The organism is uncultured Parabacteroides sp. (assembly GCF_947855115.1).
Classification (GTDB): Bacteria; Bacteroidota; Bacteroidia; order Bacteroidales; family Tannerellaceae; genus Parabacteroides.
This window is the reverse complement of sequence record NZ_CANTZW010000003.1, coordinates 16,271-36,556: the sequence shown is the minus strand read 5'-3', so window position 1 is coordinate 36,556 and position 20,286 is coordinate 16,271. Positions and strand designations below refer to the sequence as shown.

Below are 20,286 nucleotides of genomic sequence, written 5' to 3'. Positions count from 1 at the left end.
ACCATTTTGTTATCCGTGCGCCATTTGTTTAATGGCGTGGCAAAGGTAAGCTAATTTTTAATACTTGCAAATATTTGAAAGGTAAAATGCGTAAAAAATATCATTTAGATATATTAAGTTTGAAAAAATGACGATATGTTACTCTTTTCTATGCTTGAAGTTCTTATATATTGGAACGAACACAATGATAGCGGAGGCTACAAGGGCGAATATAACATCAAAGTTGATTGTTTCGCTGTACATAAGCAGCATGTAGCATAATATTCCCCATAATAAGGTGATACACACTGCTTGACTATTTGTTATCTTTCTGCGTGCCATTAGTTACATTTGTTTATTTTGAGGATATAAGAGATCCGAAATAAATCACCAAAGCCAAAAAGACAGCTACGATGACGAATAGGATCATAATTTGTTTTTCTAAAGGATATTTTCGTAAAAAAGGGATGTGGCGTGCGAATCCGGCGACTTGCTCTACCGGTTCCGTCTGCTCGTCTTCCTGGGGTAGGTCGTAACCACCTTCCTCCATCACCTGCATGGCTCGAGGAACATCGCTTTCCAGGATTTCCACCCGTGCGCCGCCTACGTCTACATAACCGGCCATGATCTGGCTGCTTAGCTCATTGCGGAGATAACATTTTATCCCTTCCGACCTTAATAGGGCCATCAATGGCTGGGCATCTGCCGGATAGGTAAACCTGGCTATTTCTACGATCTTGTCCATGGTATTTGTTTTTCTGCAAATGTAAGTAGACAATCGCGAATTAACCGTGTTTTTTATTGTAATTTACTTTTTTTATAAAGGAAAATATGAAACAGTATGATTTTGTGGAGGGTATGCGGATGTATATAGCCCGATTAAGAGAACAGGGACGTTATTCGTCTGCCAAGAGTTATCAAGATGCCTTGAATTCATTCTTGCGCTTTTGCGGGCGGGAGGTGATTCCTTATATCTATATTGACAGGGAAATACTCTTGAGGTATCAGGACTATTTACAGGGCAGAGGATGTTCATGGAATACGATATCTACCTATATGCGTAGGATTCGCCGTGTGTATGGGCTAGCAATGGAAAAAGGGGAGGCTCCTTTTTCCCGTTATTTGTTCAAGGGGATCTTTATGGGAGTGAAAAGCAAACAGAAAAAGGCTCTGCCTATGGAATCGTTGCGTTTATTGATGACCGATCCATTGGATGATCCGGAGTTATTGAAGACACGGCAGGCATTATGCCTGATGTTTTTGTTTTGCGGTATGGCATTTGTAGATTTCGCCCATCTGAAAAAGAGTGATATCCGGGGAGGAGTCTTAAGATATAATCGACAGAAAACGGGTACACCGATGTTGGTCGAGATACAGCCTGTAGCCAAGGAGTTATTGGCGGCGTTGATGGCCGGAACGCTTCAGGATTCTCCCTATTTGTTTGCATTCTTGAGTGGAACAAAAACGGGTGAGGAGGCCTTTCGGGAATATACTTCTGCCTTGGCTGATTTTAACAGATCTTTGAAGGAACTGGCGAAAGCCTGTGGTGTGACTGAAATGATTACTTCGTACTCAATCCGTCACTCTTTCGCCACGGCATTGAAGGAACAGGGTGTATCGATTGAGATGATCAGTGAATTATTGGGACATCAATCAATTAAGACCACGCAAATTTATTTAAAGAGTTTCTCTTTGGATAAGATGTCAGCGGTAAACAAAGCTTGCTTTGAGAACATATATAATAATGTATCAAAGGTAGGGTAGATAATCGGTTACTTGGGAAGTAGCGTAATCTTCCACGCCGCAAATGTAATGAAAAATCGCTAAAAACAAGCAAACAAAAATGTTTGTTTGTTTTCTACAGGTGTTCATTCCCTTATGTTTTTGATTTTTCCATTTTATCCTTAATGTATAGACATGGTGATACAGGCGAAACGAACCCTTGTTTCCGGAATCATTCCACCATGCCCTATAAACCTGTGTGTATACTCTTGTAGAGACGGGGCGTGCCCCGTCTCATCCCCTCAAAATGGTATTTTAAATTACTGTCAGACGGTGGGAGACGGAGCACGCTCCGTCTCTACAACTAGGCAATAATCATTTTCCCATCTTTTACGCTACTTCCCAAGTAGCACTAACAAAGCTACTTCCCAAGTAGCCAATCTTTCACATCCCGATAGAAGAGAGATGGATGTGGTTTCTATGGCTTTTAAATTTTCGGGAATAAAAAGAATATTTGACTTAAATGTTGGATTATCAGAGTATTAATAGTATACGCTGATATGGCTTTGAAGTACCTATGGGTCATGATTTTCCTCCTTTGTCATTGCGTGATATCCATGCTGTGAAATGGTATGTGTTATCTCTTCCCGTTTGCCACAAAGGTCCAGCCAAAGGATTACAAAGGGAATTAGACCGCAGGATACGCCTAGGCGAGCCTACGTTCGATTTTTTTGCCCCTTCTTTCGTGGAGGTCTGCCGTCGGGAAGGGCGTTTGGTAGAGACTCACCGTCCGTTACTCTATAATTACGTGTTTATCTACTCCTCTGTGTATGAGATCTTCCGTTTGAAACGAGATTTGCCCATGTATAATTTTCTACGTAGTGTAGATAACAGTGGCTCATATCCTTTCATCTCCGATCGTGAGATGGAGAATTTACGTTGGGTTGCCCGTTCTTATTCGGATGAGCTTCCGGTGTATGTACCTGAAGTAGGTTATTTGCGTAAGGGTGACCGAGTACGTATCACGGAAGGTCGTTTCAAAGGTGTTGAGGCAAGCGTGGTGATACAACCGGGGGCTGGTGAACGGGAGGTGATGGTATGTGTGGATAACTGGATGTGGGTTCCCCTATTACGTGTTCAGCCGGGCGAGTATGAGGTGATCGTCTTGAATGATGAGGGTAAGCATGTATATACTCGTCTGGACAATCCAAGGATACAGAATGGTCTCCATGAAGCGTTGGGTCGTCATTGGGGAAATTGTGGTGTTACGGCTGCAGACCGTGCGTTGGCAGCAGAGGTCTTGCGTACTTATGGGAGTTTGCGGCTAGATTCTGCAGTGATGCGCTGCAAACTTTATTCTCTATTGTTATCTGCTTATACGATACTTGGAGACGAAGAGCGGCAGAAGTCATTGATCGGAACGATCGTCTCATTCTTACCCCTGATCCGTGCGGAACAGTCGTTAGCGTTATTACTACTTACGCTTTATGGTTGTACGGATAGCAGTATTTACTACTACCGGGCGCACGAACTGATTGATCCGTGGAATCAGGAATCCTCCCTTAAGAAGAGTAAGTTGTCCTTGATCCGTCGGTTGGCTGATTACGATCGTTGGCTAGGACATTTGAGATAAGAAGAAAAAAGATAATACAAAAAAGCATATGCGTAAAACAGATATGGATAAGTCTGAGGTTCCCTCCGGTATCCGTTTAGCTGCATTGCTAAATGATCGCCTGAACGAGATCATGGATCGTGAGCGTGCGAATCATACCTTCATTCATTTATATTGTACAGGGCCCTACTGGGTGGCGTTCGAGCGTTCTGCCTATCAGTTGCGTCTCACCTTCCCGGATAGCGAGACCACGCCGCTGCGTCTGTTCGCCTACCCGTTTCCGATCGTGATGGTCTCCGTGACGGATCGCTCGCTGCGTTCGTATGCCCGTAAACATATCTTGAGGTGGAACGAGACGGATTACGTGGTACTAACCGTCCCCGAATCCCCTTTGACTGACTACCGAAAATGGCATGCCGGCGAGGTGGAGGGCCTGCCCCAGCTGACATGAACCCCTAAATTTTTCATGATGAACCTTTTTTCTAAACTCTCAACGTGGTATTTTTCAAGGAAAGCGTTGCCGTATTGGAGCATTATCCTGCTGGATTGCTTGATGATCCTGTTTTCAGGCCTGCTGGTATATGCGTTGAATAACGGAATCTTCGCCACGATGGATATCTTTTGGCACCTGTCGCTCACGTGGGGTGTTTGCTTGGTGCCTTATCTGGTGGGCTTTAGGCTGTTCCGCACGTACTCGGGTATCATCCGTTACTCCTCTTTCGTGGATCTGCAGCGTGTTGGCTTCGCCGTTCTGTTCGGTGCGGTTTGCGTGGTGGCCTTCCAGGAGCTCACGGACTTCTCGCCTTACTTGGTGTATATCCGTAAACGGGACCTTGTGCTATCCTCCCTGCTGGCGATGAGCTTGATGTGGGCGATGCGTGTGTTCGTGAAATACTTCTATGTGACGACCTTCCGTCAGTCTAAGGCTGAGCGTGCCTTTATCTTCGGCGTGAAGCAAGGCGGTATCAGTCTGGCGAAGAGCATCCAGAATCAGGATCCCGCACAGTACGTGCTGGCGGGCTTCGTCTCGGAGGCCGGGAACATGCAGAATCGTATATTGATGGGAGTGCGTGTGTACCCTTTCGATGAGGAGCTGATCGATGCCATGCGCCGGGAACGGGCGACGATCCTTTTCGTCTCCCCCTTAAAGGGCGACTCGATCCGGGAACATCCGGATATGGTGGCCCGTCTGGCGGAGGCGGGGATCAAGATCTACGTGACCCCGGCTGCACGAGAATGGGATGGCAAGAGCGATTTGACGCATACGCAACTCCGGAAGGTGGAGATCGAGGACCTGCTTCCCCGGGAAAAGATAGAGATAGACATGGAGGCGGTGGGCCGCTTGCTTCGTGGCCAGCGCATCCTGATAACGGGAGCCGCCGGTAGCATCGGTGGCGAGATGGTGCGCCAGATCGCCTCGTTCGCCCCGGATCGCTTGATCTTGGTGGATCAGGCAGAGACCCCCTTGCACGACATTCGCTTGATGATGGCGAGGGATTGGCGGGATATCAACGCCTATACCTTGGTGGCGGACATCGCTAACAAGCCCCGCATGGAGGAGATCTTCTCGGAGCATCGCCCGGCCTACGTATTCCATGCGGCGGCTTATAAACACGTCCCGATGATGGAGGACAACCCCTGTGAGAGCGTGGGTAACAACGTGGATGGTACCCGTGTGATCGCCGACTTGGCGGTGAGGTATGGCACGAGGAAGTTCGTGATGATCTCCACAGACAAGGCGGTGAACCCCACGAACGTGATGGGTTGCTCGAAACGTATCTGCGAGATCTACGTGCAGAGCCTCGACAAGGCGATCAAGGAGGGCCGTGTGGAAGGCGTGACGCAGTTCGTCACGACCCGCTTCGGCAACGTGCTGGGCTCTAACGGCTCCGTGATCCCGTTGTTCCGTGAGCAGATCGCCAAGGGTGGCCCCGTGACGGTGACGCATCCGGATATCATCCGTTTCTTCATGTTGATCCCGGAGGCTTGCCGGTTGGTATTGGAGGCGGGCACGATGGGCCACGGCGGGGAGATATTCGTCTTCGACATGGGCAAGCCCGTGCGTATCATCGACTTGGCAAAACGTATGATCCAGCTCTCGGGCGCCAAGAACGTGGAGATCCGGTTCACGGGGCTTCGTGCCGGCGAGAAGCTGTACGAGGAGGTACTGAACGACGAGGAGATCACATTACCCACCTTCCATCCGAAGATCAAGATCGCCAAGGTGCGAGAGTACGATTATGATGCGGTTTGCCAAGATATAGATGAACTCGTCGGCCTAGGTCGTTCGAGGGACGATATGGCCATCGTGGGCAAGATGAAGGAGATCGTTCCCGAGTTCAAGAGCCGGCACTCCAAGTACGAGGTACTGGATAAATAGGGAACTGGGTATTGATGTGTGGGATAGAAAATAATAAAGTTATCAAAAATACTGACTTTTAAAAGGAGATATACTGACTTGCCTTGAGGAGATATACTGATTAGGACAAGTCTGTATATCTTCTTCGAAAAGCGAACTTTTGTGTCGCTTTGAGTATTAGGTGCGATAAGTCAAAATAGAAGGTTGAAAATTGATCGTTTAGGGAAATAACGTTATATTTGCCTTGACGAACCAATAAACAGAGACGAAGATGGAAGGGCGACGATTATATCCGATAGGGATACAGACATTCTCCAAATTGAGAGAGGGGAATTATGTGTATGTAGATAAGACGGAATTGATCTATCGAATGACACATGGTGCGTCTGGTTATATATTCTTAAGCCGTCCCCGTCGTTTCGGAAAGTCGTTGCTTACTTCTACGCTCCATAGTTATTTCGAGGGGCGAAAGGGTCTGTTTGAGGGTTTGACTATCGAGCGTCTGGAGAAGGAGTGGACAAGCTATCCAGTGCTTCATTTTGACATGAGCACGGCGAAGCATATGGACAAGGATCGGCTTCTGAGTGAGTTGGAGAGGAAATTGTATGATTACGAGCAGATATACGGACGTGATGAGAGCGCTATTTATACGAATCAACGTTTGGAAAGTCTCATCAAACGTGCCTATGCCCAAACTGGCCAAAAGGTGGTTGTTTTGATCGACGAGTACGACGCTCCCTTGCTGGACGTGGTGCATGAGGAGAAGGAGTTGCCGGAGCTTCGCAACGTGATGCGTAACTTCTATAGTCCGCTGAAAGCCTGCGATCCTTATTTACGTTTCGTATTCCTGACGGGTATCACGAAGTTCTCTCAATTGAGCATCTTCAGCGAGTTGAACAATATCAAGAACATCAGCATGCTCCCGGAGTACGCCGCCCTCTGTGGTATCACGGAGGAGGAGATGCGCAAGCATATGGGCGAGGGTATCGGTCGTTTGGCCGACAACCTCGGTGTTACTCCGGAGGGTGCCTTGGACGCCTTGAAATCGAATTATGACGGTTACCATTTCACATGGCCCTCTCCCGACATATACAACCCTTTCAGCCTGTTGAACGCATTAGCCGACAGTAAATTAAATTCCTATTGGTTCGGTAGCGGCACGCCCACCTATTTGATCGAGATGCTGAACAAGTATCACGTGAAACCCCAGCAAATAGGCGCACGCAAGGTTTTGGTAGAGTCGTTTGACGCCCCCACGGAACGGATGGTCGATATTACGCCGTTGCTCTATCAGAGCGGTTACATCACGATAAAGGATTATTCCTCGCTCACGAATTTATACACGCTCGACATCCCCAATAAAGAGGTGCGTATGGGGTTATTGAAGAGCTTATTGCCCAATTATTTGCATCAATACACAGCGGATGGACTTACTACGGTCGCCCTTCTTTTCGAGGCAATCTCCGGAGAGCGGATGGACGATGCCCTGCGTTTATTGCAGACCTTCCTGTCCACCATCCCCCAATGTGACAATACGGATTACGAGGGCCATTACCAGTCCCTGCTTTACACAATCTTCAGCCTACTAGGAATGTATGTGGACGTGGAAGTCCGTACCCCGAAAGGACGTGTGGATATGGTGATGCGCACCCCGACAACGCTCTATGTCGTGGAATTGAAGTTAAATAAGACTGCGGATATAGCCCTTGAGCAAATCAATTTGCGCAATTATCCAGAGCGCTTCGCTCTTTGTGGGTTGCCGATCGTGAAGGTTGGGATTAATTTTGATAGTGAGCGGCATACGTTGGGGGATTGGGTTATTGAATAAAGAACCTAAACGTGATTTTTTTACCAAACTCAGTTAGGACACTTTTGAAGTGTCCTAATTAAGAAGTATGTTCCAATTTGAGCACTTACTTTCTGTCCTTCTTGATCTAAAACAAATGACTTAACTGTGAATCTTGTTGTGTCTTCCCCAAAAAATCTCTTCCAGTCTAGTACAAATGCTAAGCTTTGGGATAAACAGGCCGGAGTTTGAGAGGAGTAGGTTGATAAATACTTCATCTTTTTTGAAAATTAGAAAGATGAGAAATGTTTGGTGCTAACGAAAAAACAATCAAATGAATAAAGAAATCAAGATAGCCGTAGCCGGAACCGGTTATGTAGGACTAAGTATTGCCACTTTGTTGGCGCAACATCATCAAGTAATAGCGGTGGATGTCATTCCAGAAAAGGTAGAGATGCTTAACCGTAAGCAATCTCCCATACAGGATGAATACATAGAAAAGTACTTGGCAGAGAAGGAGCTGAATCTTACGGCAACGTTAGATGGAACCTCCGCATACCGGGAGGCAAACTTCATTGTCATCGCAGCTCCCACGAACTACGATCCAGTGAAGAATTACTTTGATACGCATCATATAGAGGATGTGATAGACTTAGTGCTAAGTGTTAATCCGGAGGCCATAATGGTCATTAAATCGACTATTCCTGTGGGCTATTGTCGGAGTCTTTATCTGAAATATGCCAATAGGGGAGTTTCGAAATTGAATCTACTATTCTCGCCCGAATTCTTACGTGAAAGCAAGGCGTTATACGACAACTTATATCCAAGTCGAATTATCGTGGGAACGCCGAAGCTGATAGCTGATGAACAATTCAACGATGAGAACGAGGCGATAAGCAAGATTGCTGATATTCCTGCATTGGAAGAGGCAGCCCGAATATTTGCAGCCTTGTTACAAGAAGGAGCCATTAAGCAGGATATACCCACCCTGTTCATGGGAATGAAAGAGGCAGAGGCTGTGAAATTATTCGCCAATACTTATCTGGCTTTGCGAGTAAGCTATTTCAACGAGTTGGATACCTATGCAGAGGTGAAGGGATTGGATTCACAAGCGATCATTCAAGGGGTAGGTTTGGATCCACGAATTGGTACGCACTATAACAACCCCAGCTTTGGATATGGAGGTTATTGCTTGCCTAAAGATACCAAGCAGCTATTGGCTAATTATCAAGATGTACCTCAGAACATGATGAGTGCCATCGTGGAGAGCAACCGAACTCGTAAGGACTTCATTGCAGATCAGGTATTGCGCAAGGCCGGCTATTACGGTTACAGTGACCGGAACGACTTCCAACACTCGGAAGAGAAGGATTGCGTGATCGGAGTCTATCGCTTGACGATGAAATCGAATAGTGATAATTTCCGTCAATCCTCTATCCAAGGTGTGATGAAGCGTATCAAGGCGAAAGGGGCGGCAATTATCATCTATGAGCCAACTTTGGAAGATGGAATTTCCTTCTTTGGCAGTATGGTCGTGAATGACTTAGCCCGATTTAAGGAGATGAGCCACGCTATCATAGCTAATCGTTATGACAATTGTTTGGATGATGTAGCGGGGAAGGTTTATACAAGGGATATTTTTTTCAGGGATTAGCCCGTATTTAATAAGATGGTATTTTTTCAAGACAAACTAAGTAGGAATAAAACCGTATTAGCGAATTTTTCATACCTAAGTATATTGCAGGTATTTACAATCCTATTCCCCTTGTTGACCTATCCTTATTTGTTGCGTGTTATAGGGTTGGAATTGTATGGTGTGATCGTATTTGCTCAAGCTATTATAAACTATGTCTCGTTGGTGATAAACTTCGGATTCAATATGTCTGGGGCGAGGAAAGTGGCGGTTTATAAGGAGGATAAAGTGCTTTTATCTAGAATTGTATCATCTACTTACTTATGTAAATTGATATTATGGCTTATTTGCCTTGTCGTATATTTATTGATTATAAGTTTAGTTCCGTTTTTCAAGGATTATTATTGGGTCTATGTTCTCTCTTTCTTATTGACATTTAATGAGCTTTTTCTACCTATCTGGTTTTTCCAAGGGATCGAGAAGATGAAGTATATCACTATAGTGAACCTGTCTGCCCGCTTGTTGTTCGTGGTGGCTATATTCTTGTTTGTTCGTGAGCGGGAGGATTATTTGATAGTTCCGTTATTGAATGGTTTTGGAGCTATATTGGCAGGTTGTTTGTCTTTATATATTGTGTTGGGAAAGGAGAGAATAAAATTGTCCGTGATACCTATGTGGGAATTGAGATCGGCTTATCAGGAGAGTTTCCCGTTGTTCGTGTCGAGTTTGTCCACACAGATTTACGTGAATGTAAATAAGTTGGTGATCGGGGCCTTCTTGGGGATGTCTGAGGTCTCCATCTATGATATGGCGGATAAGGTATTGCATTTGATGAAGCTCCCCATCTCCATGATGGCGCAAGCTGTTTTCCCGAAGATTTCCCGAGAACGTAATATCCGTTTCGTGAATCAGGTGATGTTCCTGGTGGCGAAAACTGTGTTGCTGGCTTACATTTGTATGTTTTTCGGTAGCGACTGGATCGTATATCTTTTCACCGGGGAATATAGGGAGGAAGCCTCTACCGTCATGCGGTTGCTGGGGGTATCTGCGATCTTTGTTTCTTTCAATGGCTTTTTGGGAGGCAACCGGTTGGTTCCGATGGGGTATTCGTCTGTCTATATGAAGGTGATGGTAGGTAACTGCTTGTTTTTCTTGGCAGGGACAGGTTTGCTTTTACTTACGAGAAATATAAATATGTACACGGTTACGGTGATGGCTGTGATGGTGGAGGGATTTTGTTTCGTGTCGCTGGTTTATAGGAATTGGCGGTTGGGGTTGTTGAGATTGAAAAGATAAGAAAATGGGAGCGGTAGATTTTTGCTTGGAGAAAAAGGGGGGAATAAATAGATTATTGTCAGAGATGAGCTTGGTGCTTCTGTGTGTCATCATGTTTTACTCCATGCATATTTTTGTGTTTTGGGGTAAGACTTATGTGGTTTACCTGGCGATATCTATTTTTGTTTCAATCCGAATGAGATTTGTTACACATAAGATAAGCAAGTCTGATCTTGTTTCCTGTTTTTTCTGTTTAGTGATGTATTCAGTATTGGATCTCTTTCATTTAGAGAATATTACAAGTTTGTTTTCGTATGCTTTGCGACATGTATTTTTAGTTTGTTTTGTACTTTTGTTGAAAGATACGGAAAAGAAACGGTTGGTTTTGCTTTTTACAAGGATTTTTGTGATAATAGTAGGAATTTCTTTAATATCATTTATTTTATATTTGTTAGGTGTAGAGCTTCCTTATGAAACAATAAGATATGATGGCAATACAAATTATTCTGATTTTAAATGTTATCCTTTCTTGTTAATAGAAAATGAACCTGGAACTATAGTACGTTTTCAGTCTGTATTTTTAGAACCAGGACATTTAGGTATGATATCTGCTTTGTTGCTTTATATAAATGGATATAGATTGAAACAACCAAGAGTATTTGTTTTACTTTTGTCCATTTTTGCGTCTTTGTCATTAGCAGCTTATGTATTGTTGGTTATTGGGGCTATATTATACTACATAATGAATAGCAAAAGAATTTTGAAACGTGTTGTTTTATCGTTTGCCTATTTATTATTAATAGTTGTTGTCGGAGTTTCTTACTATATTTATGATCCAAATTCAATATTTTCTCGATTAATAGTAGAACGTTTAGATTATAATGAGGATAAAGGGCTCAGGGGTAATAATCGAACGAGTGCCTCATTTGATTCCTATTATGAACAACAGTTTTATAAAGGAGGGGATTGTTTGTTGGGAGTTGGACCAAAGATATTTAGCCAAAGTTCTTGGGGGGATAATCGAGGACAAGGAGGAAATGCCTCTTATAAAGTTTTTATTGTTAAATATGGACTATTCGGTATCATTGTTTTGCTGCTATTCTTTTCAGTGTATACATATTATCACAAATCGAAATTGTTATTTGGATTACTTTTGCTTTATATCATATCTTTTTGGCAGCGTCCTTATGCGCTTTGGGAAGTAGAACTGTTTTTGTTTATAGGAGCTGCGATTTTTTTAGATGAAAGTGTGTATAAAAACAAAGGATTTGTATGTGTTGATAGGTATTGATAAAGATTATTATTTGTGTAAGACCTATGTTTAGATTGATATAGTATTTGATGAAAATGTTTATATATATTTCTATAGTGTGCTTTTATTAAGTTAATATTGTTGTTATGAAATTATTATTTATTTTACATAGTACTATTATGGGAGGAGCTACGATCTCTTGTTTAAAGTTGGTGCATGGGCTAATTGATAATAATATAGTTCCAATTATAGTGTATCCTAATAGAAATGTTGATAAATGTTTCTTGGATATAGTGAATAAATATGGGATAAAAACATATTCTGTTCCAATATATTCTTCAGTTTATATGCAGGCTAGAACATTGAAATGCTTGTTTGTAAATCTGTTTAAATGCGTATTTTTATTGATTGCAAAAAAATATAGTATTTCAAAAATTGAGAAAATAGCTATGTGTGAAAATCCGGATATTATACATACTAATACGGGAGTTATTCATGAGGGATTGAAAGTTGCGAAGAGATTAAAAATACCTCATGTTTGGCATTTGCGTGAGTATCAAGATAAGGATTTTAACTGGGAGGCTTTTCCTTGTTTTTCTGCATATTGCCAAATGTTGAGAAAATCTTATGTGATAACAATTACAAATGATATAAAGGCACATTTTGGTTTATTAGACTTCCCCTATTCAAGAACTATATACAATGGTGTATTTAAAGCATCGGAAGCAAATTTTATATATCCGAAGGAAAAGTACTTTTTATGTGCCAGTAGGGTTAGTCCAGAAAAGGGACATTTGGATATTATTCGGGCATTTGCTTTGTTTTTAAGGAAACATGTAGATTACAAATTACTCATAGCAGGTTTTGGAAATGAATCTTATATCGCTCAGTGTGTTGATTTAGCAAAGAAATTGGGGTGTGAGAAGAATGTTCTGTTTAGTGGATATGTTGAAGATGTAAGGCCCTTGATGGACAATGCGACAGCTTTAGTGGTTGCTTCTTATAATGAAGGATTTGGAAGAATGAGCGCAGAGGCTTGCTTTCGAGGATGTTTACTTATTGGTCGTAATACAGGTGGTACGAAAGAAATTATGGATTCTGTTGGTGGTTTCCCTTTTCTTACTACAGACGATTTGTTAAGGCAAATGTTTGTTGTAGCATCTTTGGATAAATTCGAGTATCAAAGGATTGCTTTATCCGTTCAGAAAAAGGCTATACAATTATATTCTGAAGAAGAATATGTGAAAAATATTCTTTTGTTTTATAAGGAAATTTTGTGTGATAGATAAAATAATATGGTTATATTATAAGTTTAAATATTACTTATTGTTGGAAATGAATATGATTAAAAATATTAAGAAGATAGTTTTTTTGTCGTTTGTTTGTATTGGTCAATTTGTTTTTTATATTTGTGTGTATGACATTGTTTTTCGTCTCTTTTCATTTCTTTGGAGGTGTTTTTATACAGGAATGATGAAAGGTTTTTTTAAATCATTTGGTTTAGGAAGCTTAATTAATTCCAGATTTTGTTATTTAAAAGGTCCTCAATATATATCTATTGGTAAAAATACTGTACTGGAGGGAAATATGGAACTTACAGCATACGATTCTTATCGAAATCAGAAGTTCTTTCAACCTTCTATTATAATAGGTGATAATTGCTATATTGGAATGAACGCTAAAATTACGGCTATTCATTCTGTCGTGATCGGAAATGGGGTACTTACTGGACGTAATGTTTTGATCACAGATAATGCGCATGGTGAGTCTATTGCTAGTTGTATTCCTCCTGGAGATAGATGTCTGATTAGTAAGGGATGTACCGTGATTGAAGATAATGTATGGATAGGAGATAATGTATCTATTCTTCCTGGAGTACATATAGGAAAAGGCTGTATTGTTGGAGCTAATTCGGTGGTGACGAAAGATATACCTCCTTATTGTGTAGTTGGAGGAATACCTGCAAAAATATTAAAAAATATGAAATGAAAATTAGAGAATAGATCTGAATATTTAGTAAAATAATAAAGAATGTTTTAGGTTGAAAAATAGATGTATTATTAGAAATAAGTTTGTAATATATATTCATATAAGAATATGTATGGTGTTTTTTTATAATTAGTAATATATAATTGTAAGAGTGTGATGTCTGATAAAGTGAAAGTTATAGCATTTTATTTACCTCAATTTCATCCGATACCTGAGAATGATAAATGGTGGGGAAAAGGGTTCACAGAGTGGACAAGTGTAGGAAAAGCAAAAAAATATTTTTGGGGTCATTATCAACCTCATGTCCCTGCAGATTTAGGTTATTATGATTTACGGCTTTCGCAAGTTCGAGAAGAACAAGCAGCTTTGGCAAGAGAAGCTGGAGTGTCTGCTTTTTGTTATTGGCATTATTGGTTCGGTAACGGTAAACAGCTTTTAGAAGAGCCTTTGAAAGAGGTAATTAGATTGGGGAAACCTGATTTTCCTTTTTGTTTGGGTTGGGCTAATCATTCTTGGATAAATAAGTCATGGAATAGTGAAAAACAAATGGCTATGGCTAAAGAATTGATAAGACAAGAATATCCAGGGCTGGAAGATATAGATAATCATTTTTATACGATGTTACCAGCGTTCAAAGATGAAAGATATTTTAAATTGCATGGTAAATTGTTGTTTTTGATTTATTCTCCTATGGACATTCCTGATTTTAATTCATTCAAAGAACGTTGGAACATACTTGCTAAAGATAATGGGTTGCCAGGTTTCTATTTTATAGCAAACTCAGAAGATATAACAGATTTGAATAAACAAGAATTTCAAAAATATGATGCTATATCATTGTGTAGATTATATGCACCTTGGAGGATTGAGTATGGAAAGTTAAAATTATATTGGATGTATTTTCGCAAATTAATATCTCTTATGCTAGGATATTCCTTAAATGTAGTTTCCTATAATAAAGCTATTGATATGATAGATTCTTCTTCTTATGAGATTGAAAAAGTATATCCTAACATTATTCCTGCATGGGATAATTCTCCTCGTCGAGGGCCAGTCGCTTATATTTATAAGGAATCAACACCTTCTTTATTTAAAAAACATGTAAGTATGATATTGTATAGGATTAGAAATAAATCAGATGAAGATAAAGTCGTTTTTCTTAAATCTTGGAATGAATGGGCAGAAGGAAATTATATTGAACCAGATTTAAAATGGGGTAAAAAGTATATTAATGCTTTGAGAGAAGCTATAGATGAATTTGATTTTTAGGAATTGGGGTATTCAAATTAGGGCTTATATTACAGGCTATACCTTCGTTGCGAGCAAAATTAAAAAAATATGTAAGTTGTAAGATCTAGAAGCTTCTTATTCTCAGAGCTAAATCAAAGTCTTATCTCATGGAGAATCTCTCCTGTGTATCTGTGTTAAGAACAAGGTTCCTATAACATCTTTAAAAAACAGTATAAGGATACTCGTAAAAAAATGATTTTAATACTATTTATAGGTGATGAGTAGGAGTCTATACAATTCAAATACATCGTCCATTAGGTTTGTATTTTCCATGCTAATAATAATTAGTTGAAGTAGTAAATCAAGGTTTCAAACCAAATGCAGAGCTTTTCTCGGATGATTTAAAAGTGCTTTTGAAAACGAACGCTAGTATGATGAGAACAGTTATGTAGAACGTTTGAAGGAAAGGTAAAGTTTGACAACCCTACAATTAATGTGGATACCATTGTCTTAGGAGAGAATTTCGGTTTTAAGCCCATGTTCAGAGAGGCACTAGGAAGGTTCGTAAAGAGGTATATAAGGGGGCAATAACGAAAAGGTATAGGTATGGTTTATCTAGTGACATATGATTATAGACTTTGGGATGTTGACTGGTAGTTATATATAGTTGTTACTAAAAAATGAAGTATGGAAATGGAGAAAGTTGATATTAAAGAATTGCAAAATAAAATGTTAGATATTCTTTTGTATTTCGATGATTTTTGTACAAAACATCATTTAAGATATTCACTTTGTGGTGGATGCCTTATAGGTGTAGAACGTCATCATGGATTTATACCTTGGGATGATGATATTGATTTATTTATGCCACGTGAAGATTATGAAAAATTAGGAGAAATTTGGAATAAGTTTTCGGATACTAATCGATATGTATATTGCCGTACTGATAAAGATCATAATTATCATGATGGAGGGGCTTCTATCCGGGATGTAGGGACAACTTATATTAATAAGCATAGTGTACAAGAAGATATTTGTCATGGTTTAGCTTTAGAGATTATGCCCATTGATGGTTGTCCTAAATCTTTTATTAAACGGCTAAGACAATTATTCAATGCTTTTATGTTTAGCTTATTTAATGTTCAGCGATTACCAAATAATAAGGGTTGGATTATAAGGATAATTACTAGTGTTATATATAAAATTGTACCATCTCAAAATATACGCTATAGATTGTGGAAACATGCGGAAAAACAGATGTCTAAATATTCTTGGAATGATTGTGTTGAGGTTACAGAATTAATAGGTGCTATTCATGGAATGTTATTGAGACATCCAAAAAAAGATTTTGAAAATGTGATAAGAAAAGATTTTGAGGGATATCAATTGCCTGTAATGGTGGGATATAAACGTTATTTGACTAGAATTTGGGGAGACTATATGACGCTACCTCCTATTGAACATAGAGTGGCGAAGCATGAAGTTGTTTATTTAAGTACGACTGAGTCATATAAAAAGTTTAAAGGGATTTATTATTGTAATAAGTGATAAATATGTTTAATGTTAAAATAAATTGATTTAATGAATATTGCTATTGTTTTTGCAGGTGGTACTGGTCAACGAATGAATACGAAAACAAGACCAAAACAATTTTTAGAATTACATGGAAAACCTATTTTAGTTTACACATTGGAACAATTTCAACAACATAATGAGATAGATCATATTATTTTAGTTAGTATTCAGGATTGGCTAGATTACTGTTTTGATTTGGCAGAAAAATATCATTTGTCAAAAATTTGTGCGATTATTCCTGGGGGTAATACTGGGCAACAATCTATTTATAAAGGATTGAGAAAGGCTGCTGAGCAGTTTTCTGGAGATTCTATTGTTTTGATTCATGATGGAGTAAGGCCACTTATTGATGAAGAAACGATTACAAAAGATTTAGAGTGTGTAAGAAAACATGGTTCTGCTGTAACTGTTTCTCCTGCTATAGAAACTATAGCATTGAAAGGAGAAGAAGGTAAAGTAGGACAGATTATAGATCGTTCTCAATGTCAATTGGCTAAGGCGCCGCAATGTTTTTATTTAAAAGATATTTTGGATGCCCATTATAGAGCTCAAGTTGATGGGGGCAAAGAATTTGTAGATTCTGCTTGTTTAATGCAAAATTATGGTTATAAATTATATACTGTTGAGGGAACGCCAGAGAATATTAAAATTACGACACCAGGAGACTTTTATATTTTTAGAGCGATCATTGATGCAAGAGAAAATCTGCAAATATTGGGTATATGAAAATTTGTGAAGGTATACAATGTATGTCGATATATGAAGATGATATGGAATCTATATTATTAGCTGATTATATAGATTGGAAAAAACTAAAAGAAAAAACAATTGTTGTCACTGGTGCTACAGGGCTGATAGGTTCAACTTTAATCAAGACTTTATTATATGTGAGTAGAAAGATGAATCTTAGATTACGAGTTATAGCACTAATTAGAAATCAAAATAAGGCAAAAGAAATATATGAGACATTTATTAAGTCTTATGATGAATTGGAATTTGTACTTGGTGATATAACAAATGTAATAATTAATGCTAGTAAAATTGATTATATTATCCATGGTGCCAATCCAACATCTAGCCAATACTTTGTGAGTAATCCGGTTGAAGTAATAAGGGTTTCATTTGAAGGTACATGTAATCTTTTAGAATTCGCAAAAGAAAAAAAGGTAGAAGGTTTTGTTTATTTGTCAACAATGGAAGTTTTTGGTACTCCTAAAAGAGGATACAAAGTGACGGAGAAAGATGCTGGATCTTTTGATTCGACAAATATTAGGAATAGCTATCCATTAAGTAAGCAACTTTGTGAGAACTTATGTTGTTCTTATGCAATGGAATACGGAGTTCCTGCTAAAATAGTTCGTTTATCTCAGACCTTTGGGCCGGGTGTCAGTTTCAATGATAGAAGAGTTTTTGCGGAATTTGCTCGTAGTGCTATTATTGGGGAAAATATTATATTGAAAACTAAAGGAGAAACGAAAAGAAACTATTTATATACAGCAGATGCTGTGGCTGCAATTCTTACAGTTCTATTGAAAGGTGTAATCGGACAAATTTATACTGCGGCCAATGAAGATACATTTTGTTCTATTTATGAAATGGCATATCTTGTTGCTGAGAAATATGGTATTCAGGTTGTAGTGGAAGAACAAGATATATCTAGGTTGGGATATGCAAATACATTATATTTAGACTTGGATACTCAAAAATTAAGAAATTTAGGCTGGTTCCCTAAAAGAAATTTAAGTGATATGTATGATCGAATGATAAATGTAATGAAAGGATCATTATGATTTTATAGATTTTGTATTCGAATATATGGTAATAATCATACAAAAGATATATTTATGGATGTAGAGGAGTCTTTAGGAAGATTCTACTCTCAATACCAAACGAAAGGCTTGCTTAAAGGTATATTGATACAGAAATTCATAATTTCGATTAGAGACCTTACAATATATTCTCCTAATGGTACAAGGATACTTACAAATCAATAATATCAGTGAAAGTTGATGGGTATCTATTACTTGGTTAGATCTTATTGAGATTGTACTTATTAATAGTTTGTTTTATGAAAAAGATTTCTTTTTCGCCTCCCGATATGTCAGAGGCAGAGATCAATGAGGTTGCTGAGGCTCTTCGTTCCGGTTGGATCACTACGGGGCCTAAGACAAAAGAATTTGAGAAATTAATTGCCATGTGTTGCCAGACGGATCAAGCTGTATGTTTGAATTCGGCTACGGCTTGTATGGAGTTGATATTGCGTGTTTTGGGCGTTGGACCAGGAGACGAGGTGATTATTCCCGCTTATACGTATACCGCTACCGCAAGTGTAACTTGTCATGTGGGGGCAAAGGTTGTCATGGTAGATACCGCTCCTAATTCGTTTGAGATGGATTATGATAAGTTGGCAGATGCGATTACGGAGAAGACAAAGGTGGTTCTGCCTGTTGATCTTGCTGGTGTAGTTTGTGATTATAATAAGATATTCGCTGTCGTAGAGAGCAAGAAACATTTGTTTTCGCCAGCGAACGATATCCAGAAGGCATACGGTCGGGTTATCGTACTTGCGGATGCCGCTCATGCTTTTGGTGCCAAATGGCATGGAAAGATGTGTGGCGAGATCGCTGATTTTACTTCGTTTTCTTTCCATGCCGTGAAAAACCTTACGACAGCAGAGGGAGGTGCGTTGACTTGGAGAAATCATGATGGGGTTGACAACGAGTCTCTTTATAAACAGTTTCAATTGCTTTCCCTTCATGGGCAGAATAAGGACGCACTTGCTAAAACGAGGTTGGGGGCATGGGAGTATGATATTGTCGCTCCGTATTATAAGTGTAATATGACGGATGTGATGGCGGGTATTGGTCTTGCGCAGTTGAAGCGTTATCCGGAAATGCTGTATCGTCGTCGTCAGATTATTGAGAAGTATAATGAAGGACTGAAGGGGGGCGATGTGCAGGTCTTGGATCATTTTGGTAATGACCATTCTTCGAGTGGGCATTTGTATCTTGTACGTTTGCTTGGTGAGGATGTGGAATATCGAAATGCGGTGATAGAGCGGATGGCTGAACGTGGGATCGCTTGTAACGTACATTATAAACCTTTACCGATGATGACAGCCTATAAAAATTTAGGTTTTGATATCGTAGATTATCCGAATGCTTACAACCAATACCATAATGAGATTACTCTTCCTTTGCATACCAGTCTTACGGATGAGGACGTACAGTATGTGATCTCTAATTTTGTTGATATTATTACCCAATAAAATAATCAATCGATTTGAAACGTTTTTTTGATGTTGTAGCCAGCGGGATAGGACTTATCTTGCTAAGTCCTTTGTTTGTTATTTTGGCAATTTGGATTAAGTGTGATTCTACCGGTCCTGTTTTTTATAGGCAGATTCGTGTAGGACGTAACAACCAGGATTTTCAGTTGCTTAAATTTCGAAGTATGCGTGTAGGTTCTGATAAGAAGGGACTTATTACGGTAGGAGGACGTGATCCACGGGTTACACGGTCTGGTTATTATATCCGTAAGTATAAATTGGATGAGTTTCCTCAATTGATCAATGTACTCAAAGGGGATATGAGTTTGGTAGGTCCTCGGCCCGAGGTGCGTAAGTATGTCGATATGTACACGGCTGAACAACGGCGTGTGTTGGCTGTCAAGCCGGGTATTACAGATTACGCATCTATAGTATATATGGATGAAAATAGGTTACTTGGACAATCTTCAAATCCCGACAAAACTTATGTTGAAGATATTATGCCAGCGAAAATTGAACTCAATATGAGATATATTAACCATCCTACATTGTTTGAGTACTTTAAGCTGATATTTCTTACGATTTTTAAAATAGCTAGATAAAAAA

Annotated in this window: 18 protein-coding genes; 16 read left to right on the top strand and 2 right to left on the bottom strand. The window is 39.7% G+C overall.

Annotated features, from left to right (window positions below):
• Positions 1-138: 138 nt before the first annotated feature.
• Both Q0110_RS18275 and Q0110_RS03445 read right to left on the bottom strand, forming a co-directional pair.
• A complete protein-coding gene (locus Q0110_RS18275; RefSeq protein WP_366139634.1) occupies positions 139-321 on the bottom strand; it encodes a hypothetical protein in 183 nt (60 codons plus the stop codon).
• A gap of 13 nt (positions 322-334) precedes the next feature.
• Positions 335-724 (bottom strand): DUF2007 domain-containing protein, encoded by a 390-nt coding sequence (locus tag Q0110_RS03445; RefSeq protein ID WP_297902576.1) that lies wholly within the window; start codon positions 722-724, stop codon positions 335-337.
• Between the two features lie 86 nt (positions 725-810).
• Here Q0110_RS03445 and Q0110_RS03440 point away from each other — a divergent pair, with 86 nt between their 5' ends.
• The 16 genes from Q0110_RS03440 to Q0110_RS03365 all read left to right on the top strand — a co-directional run bounded on the left by Q0110_RS03440 (position 811) and on the right by Q0110_RS03365 (position 20,282).
• Positions 811-1,743, top strand: coding sequence for a site-specific integrase (locus tag Q0110_RS03440; protein ID WP_297902573.1), 933 nt, complete (start codon positions 811-813; stop codon positions 1,741-1,743).
• Between the two features lie 535 nt (positions 1,744-2,278).
• Positions 2,279-3,334, top strand: a complete 1,056-nt coding sequence (locus Q0110_RS03435) for a transcriptional regulator (protein WP_297902569.1) — start codon at positions 2,279-2,281, stop codon at positions 3,332-3,334.
• A gap of 28 nt (positions 3,335-3,362) precedes the next feature.
• Complete coding sequence (locus tag Q0110_RS03430; RefSeq protein WP_297902566.1) at positions 3,363-3,764, top strand: hypothetical protein; 402 nt, start codon at positions 3,363-3,365, stop codon at positions 3,762-3,764.
• Positions 3,765-3,779: 15 nt separating this feature from the next.
• Complete coding sequence (locus Q0110_RS03425; RefSeq protein WP_297902563.1) at positions 3,780-5,693, top strand: nucleoside-diphosphate sugar epimerase/dehydratase; 1,914 nt, start codon at positions 3,780-3,782, stop codon at positions 5,691-5,693.
• A gap of 250 nt (positions 5,694-5,943) precedes the next feature.
• On the top strand, positions 5,944-7,500 hold the full coding sequence (locus Q0110_RS03420) for an ATP-binding protein (protein WP_297902560.1): 1,557 nt from the start codon (positions 5,944-5,946) through the stop codon (positions 7,498-7,500).
• Between the two features lie 292 nt (positions 7,501-7,792).
• Positions 7,793-9,112, top strand: coding sequence for a nucleotide sugar dehydrogenase (locus tag Q0110_RS03415; RefSeq protein WP_297902557.1), 1,320 nt, complete (start codon positions 7,793-7,795; stop codon positions 9,110-9,112).
• A 15-nt stretch (positions 9,113-9,127) separates the two neighbouring features.
• A complete protein-coding gene (locus Q0110_RS03410; RefSeq protein WP_297902554.1) occupies positions 9,128-10,387 on the top strand; it encodes a flippase in 1,260 nt (419 codons plus the stop codon).
• Between the two features lie 4 nt (positions 10,388-10,391).
• Positions 10,392-11,657, top strand: coding sequence for a hypothetical protein (locus Q0110_RS03405; protein WP_297902551.1), 1,266 nt, complete (start codon positions 10,392-10,394; stop codon positions 11,655-11,657).
• Positions 11,658-11,764: 107 nt separating this feature from the next.
• Entirely contained in the window at positions 11,765-12,907 is a 1,143-nt protein-coding gene (locus Q0110_RS03400; protein ID WP_297902548.1) for a glycosyltransferase family 4 protein, read from the top strand.
• Positions 12,908-12,959: 52 nt separating this feature from the next.
• Positions 12,960-13,607, top strand: coding sequence for an acyltransferase (locus Q0110_RS03395; RefSeq protein WP_297902545.1), 648 nt, complete (start codon positions 12,960-12,962; stop codon positions 13,605-13,607).
• 156 nt (positions 13,608-13,763) lie between these two features.
• The gene (locus tag Q0110_RS03390; protein ID WP_297902541.1) at positions 13,764-14,876 is read left to right on the top strand and encodes a glycoside hydrolase family 99-like domain-containing protein; all 1,113 of its coding nucleotides are present in this window, start codon (positions 13,764-13,766) and stop codon (positions 14,874-14,876) included.
• Positions 14,877-15,530: 654 nt separating this feature from the next.
• Complete coding sequence (locus tag Q0110_RS03385; protein ID WP_297902538.1) at positions 15,531-16,385, top strand: LicD family protein; 855 nt, start codon at positions 15,531-15,533, stop codon at positions 16,383-16,385.
• A 33-nt stretch (positions 16,386-16,418) separates the two neighbouring features.
• Positions 16,419-17,138: an IspD/TarI family cytidylyltransferase gene (locus Q0110_RS03380; protein WP_297902535.1), complete on the top strand. Its 720-nt coding sequence runs from the start codon at positions 16,419-16,421 to the stop codon at positions 17,136-17,138.
• Positions 17,135-18,202: an NAD(P)-dependent oxidoreductase gene (locus Q0110_RS03375; protein WP_297902532.1), complete on the top strand. Its 1,068-nt coding sequence runs from the start codon at positions 17,135-17,137 to the stop codon at positions 18,200-18,202. Before Q0110_RS03380 ends, Q0110_RS03375 begins: the two co-directional genes overlap by 4 nt.
• Positions 18,203-18,480: 278 nt before the next feature.
• Positions 18,481-19,680, top strand: coding sequence for a DegT/DnrJ/EryC1/StrS family aminotransferase (locus Q0110_RS03370; RefSeq protein WP_297902529.1), 1,200 nt, complete (start codon positions 18,481-18,483; stop codon positions 19,678-19,680).
• A 14-nt stretch (positions 19,681-19,694) separates the two neighbouring features.
• Positions 19,695-20,282, top strand: coding sequence for a sugar transferase (locus tag Q0110_RS03365; RefSeq protein WP_297902527.1), 588 nt, complete (start codon positions 19,695-19,697; stop codon positions 20,280-20,282).
• Positions 20,283-20,286 lie beyond the last annotated feature (4 nt).

Excerpts from the sequence above, each read along its gene's own strand:
- Q0110_RS03415 (WP_297902557.1), top strand. The coding sequence starts at position 7,793 with ATGAATAAAGAAATCAAGATAGCCGTAGCCGGAACCGGTTATGTAGGA.
- Q0110_RS03440 (WP_297902573.1), top strand. The coding sequence starts at position 811 with ATGAAACAGTATGATTTTGTGGAGGGTATGCGGATGTATATAGCCCGA.
- Q0110_RS03435 (WP_297902569.1), top strand. The coding sequence starts at position 2,279 with ATGGGTCATGATTTTCCTCCTTTGTCATTGCGTGATATCCATGCTGTG.
- Q0110_RS03375 (WP_297902532.1), top strand. The coding sequence starts at position 17,135 with ATGAAAATTTGTGAAGGTATACAATGTATGTCGATATATGAAGATGAT.
- Q0110_RS03405 (WP_297902551.1), top strand. The coding sequence starts at position 10,392 with ATGGGAGCGGTAGATTTTTGCTTGGAGAAAAAGGGGGGAATAAATAGA.
- Q0110_RS03445 (WP_297902576.1), bottom strand. The coding sequence starts at position 724 with ATGGACAAGATCGTAGAAATAGCCAGGTTTACCTATCCGGCAGATGCC.
- Q0110_RS03410 (WP_297902554.1), top strand. The coding sequence starts at position 9,128 with ATGGTATTTTTTCAAGACAAACTAAGTAGGAATAAAACCGTATTAGCG.
- Q0110_RS03425 (WP_297902563.1), top strand. The coding sequence starts at position 3,780 with ATGATGAACCTTTTTTCTAAACTCTCAACGTGGTATTTTTCAAGGAAA.
- Q0110_RS03380 (WP_297902535.1), top strand. The coding sequence starts at position 16,419 with ATGAATATTGCTATTGTTTTTGCAGGTGGTACTGGTCAACGAATGAAT.
- Q0110_RS03420 (WP_297902560.1), top strand. The coding sequence starts at position 5,944 with ATGGAAGGGCGACGATTATATCCGATAGGGATACAGACATTCTCCAAA.
- Q0110_RS03400 (WP_297902548.1), top strand. The coding sequence starts at position 11,765 with ATGAAATTATTATTTATTTTACATAGTACTATTATGGGAGGAGCTACG.
- Q0110_RS03385 (WP_297902538.1), top strand. The coding sequence starts at position 15,531 with ATGGAGAAAGTTGATATTAAAGAATTGCAAAATAAAATGTTAGATATT.
- Q0110_RS03390 (WP_297902541.1), top strand. The coding sequence starts at position 13,764 with ATGTCTGATAAAGTGAAAGTTATAGCATTTTATTTACCTCAATTTCAT.
- Q0110_RS03370 (WP_297902529.1), top strand. The coding sequence starts at position 18,481 with ATGAAAAAGATTTCTTTTTCGCCTCCCGATATGTCAGAGGCAGAGATC.
- Q0110_RS03395 (WP_297902545.1), top strand. The coding sequence starts at position 12,960 with ATGATTAAAAATATTAAGAAGATAGTTTTTTTGTCGTTTGTTTGTATT.
- Q0110_RS03430 (WP_297902566.1), top strand. The coding sequence starts at position 3,363 with ATGCGTAAAACAGATATGGATAAGTCTGAGGTTCCCTCCGGTATCCGT.
- Q0110_RS18275 (WP_366139634.1), bottom strand. The coding sequence starts at position 321 with ATGGCACGCAGAAAGATAACAAATAGTCAAGCAGTGTGTATCACCTTA.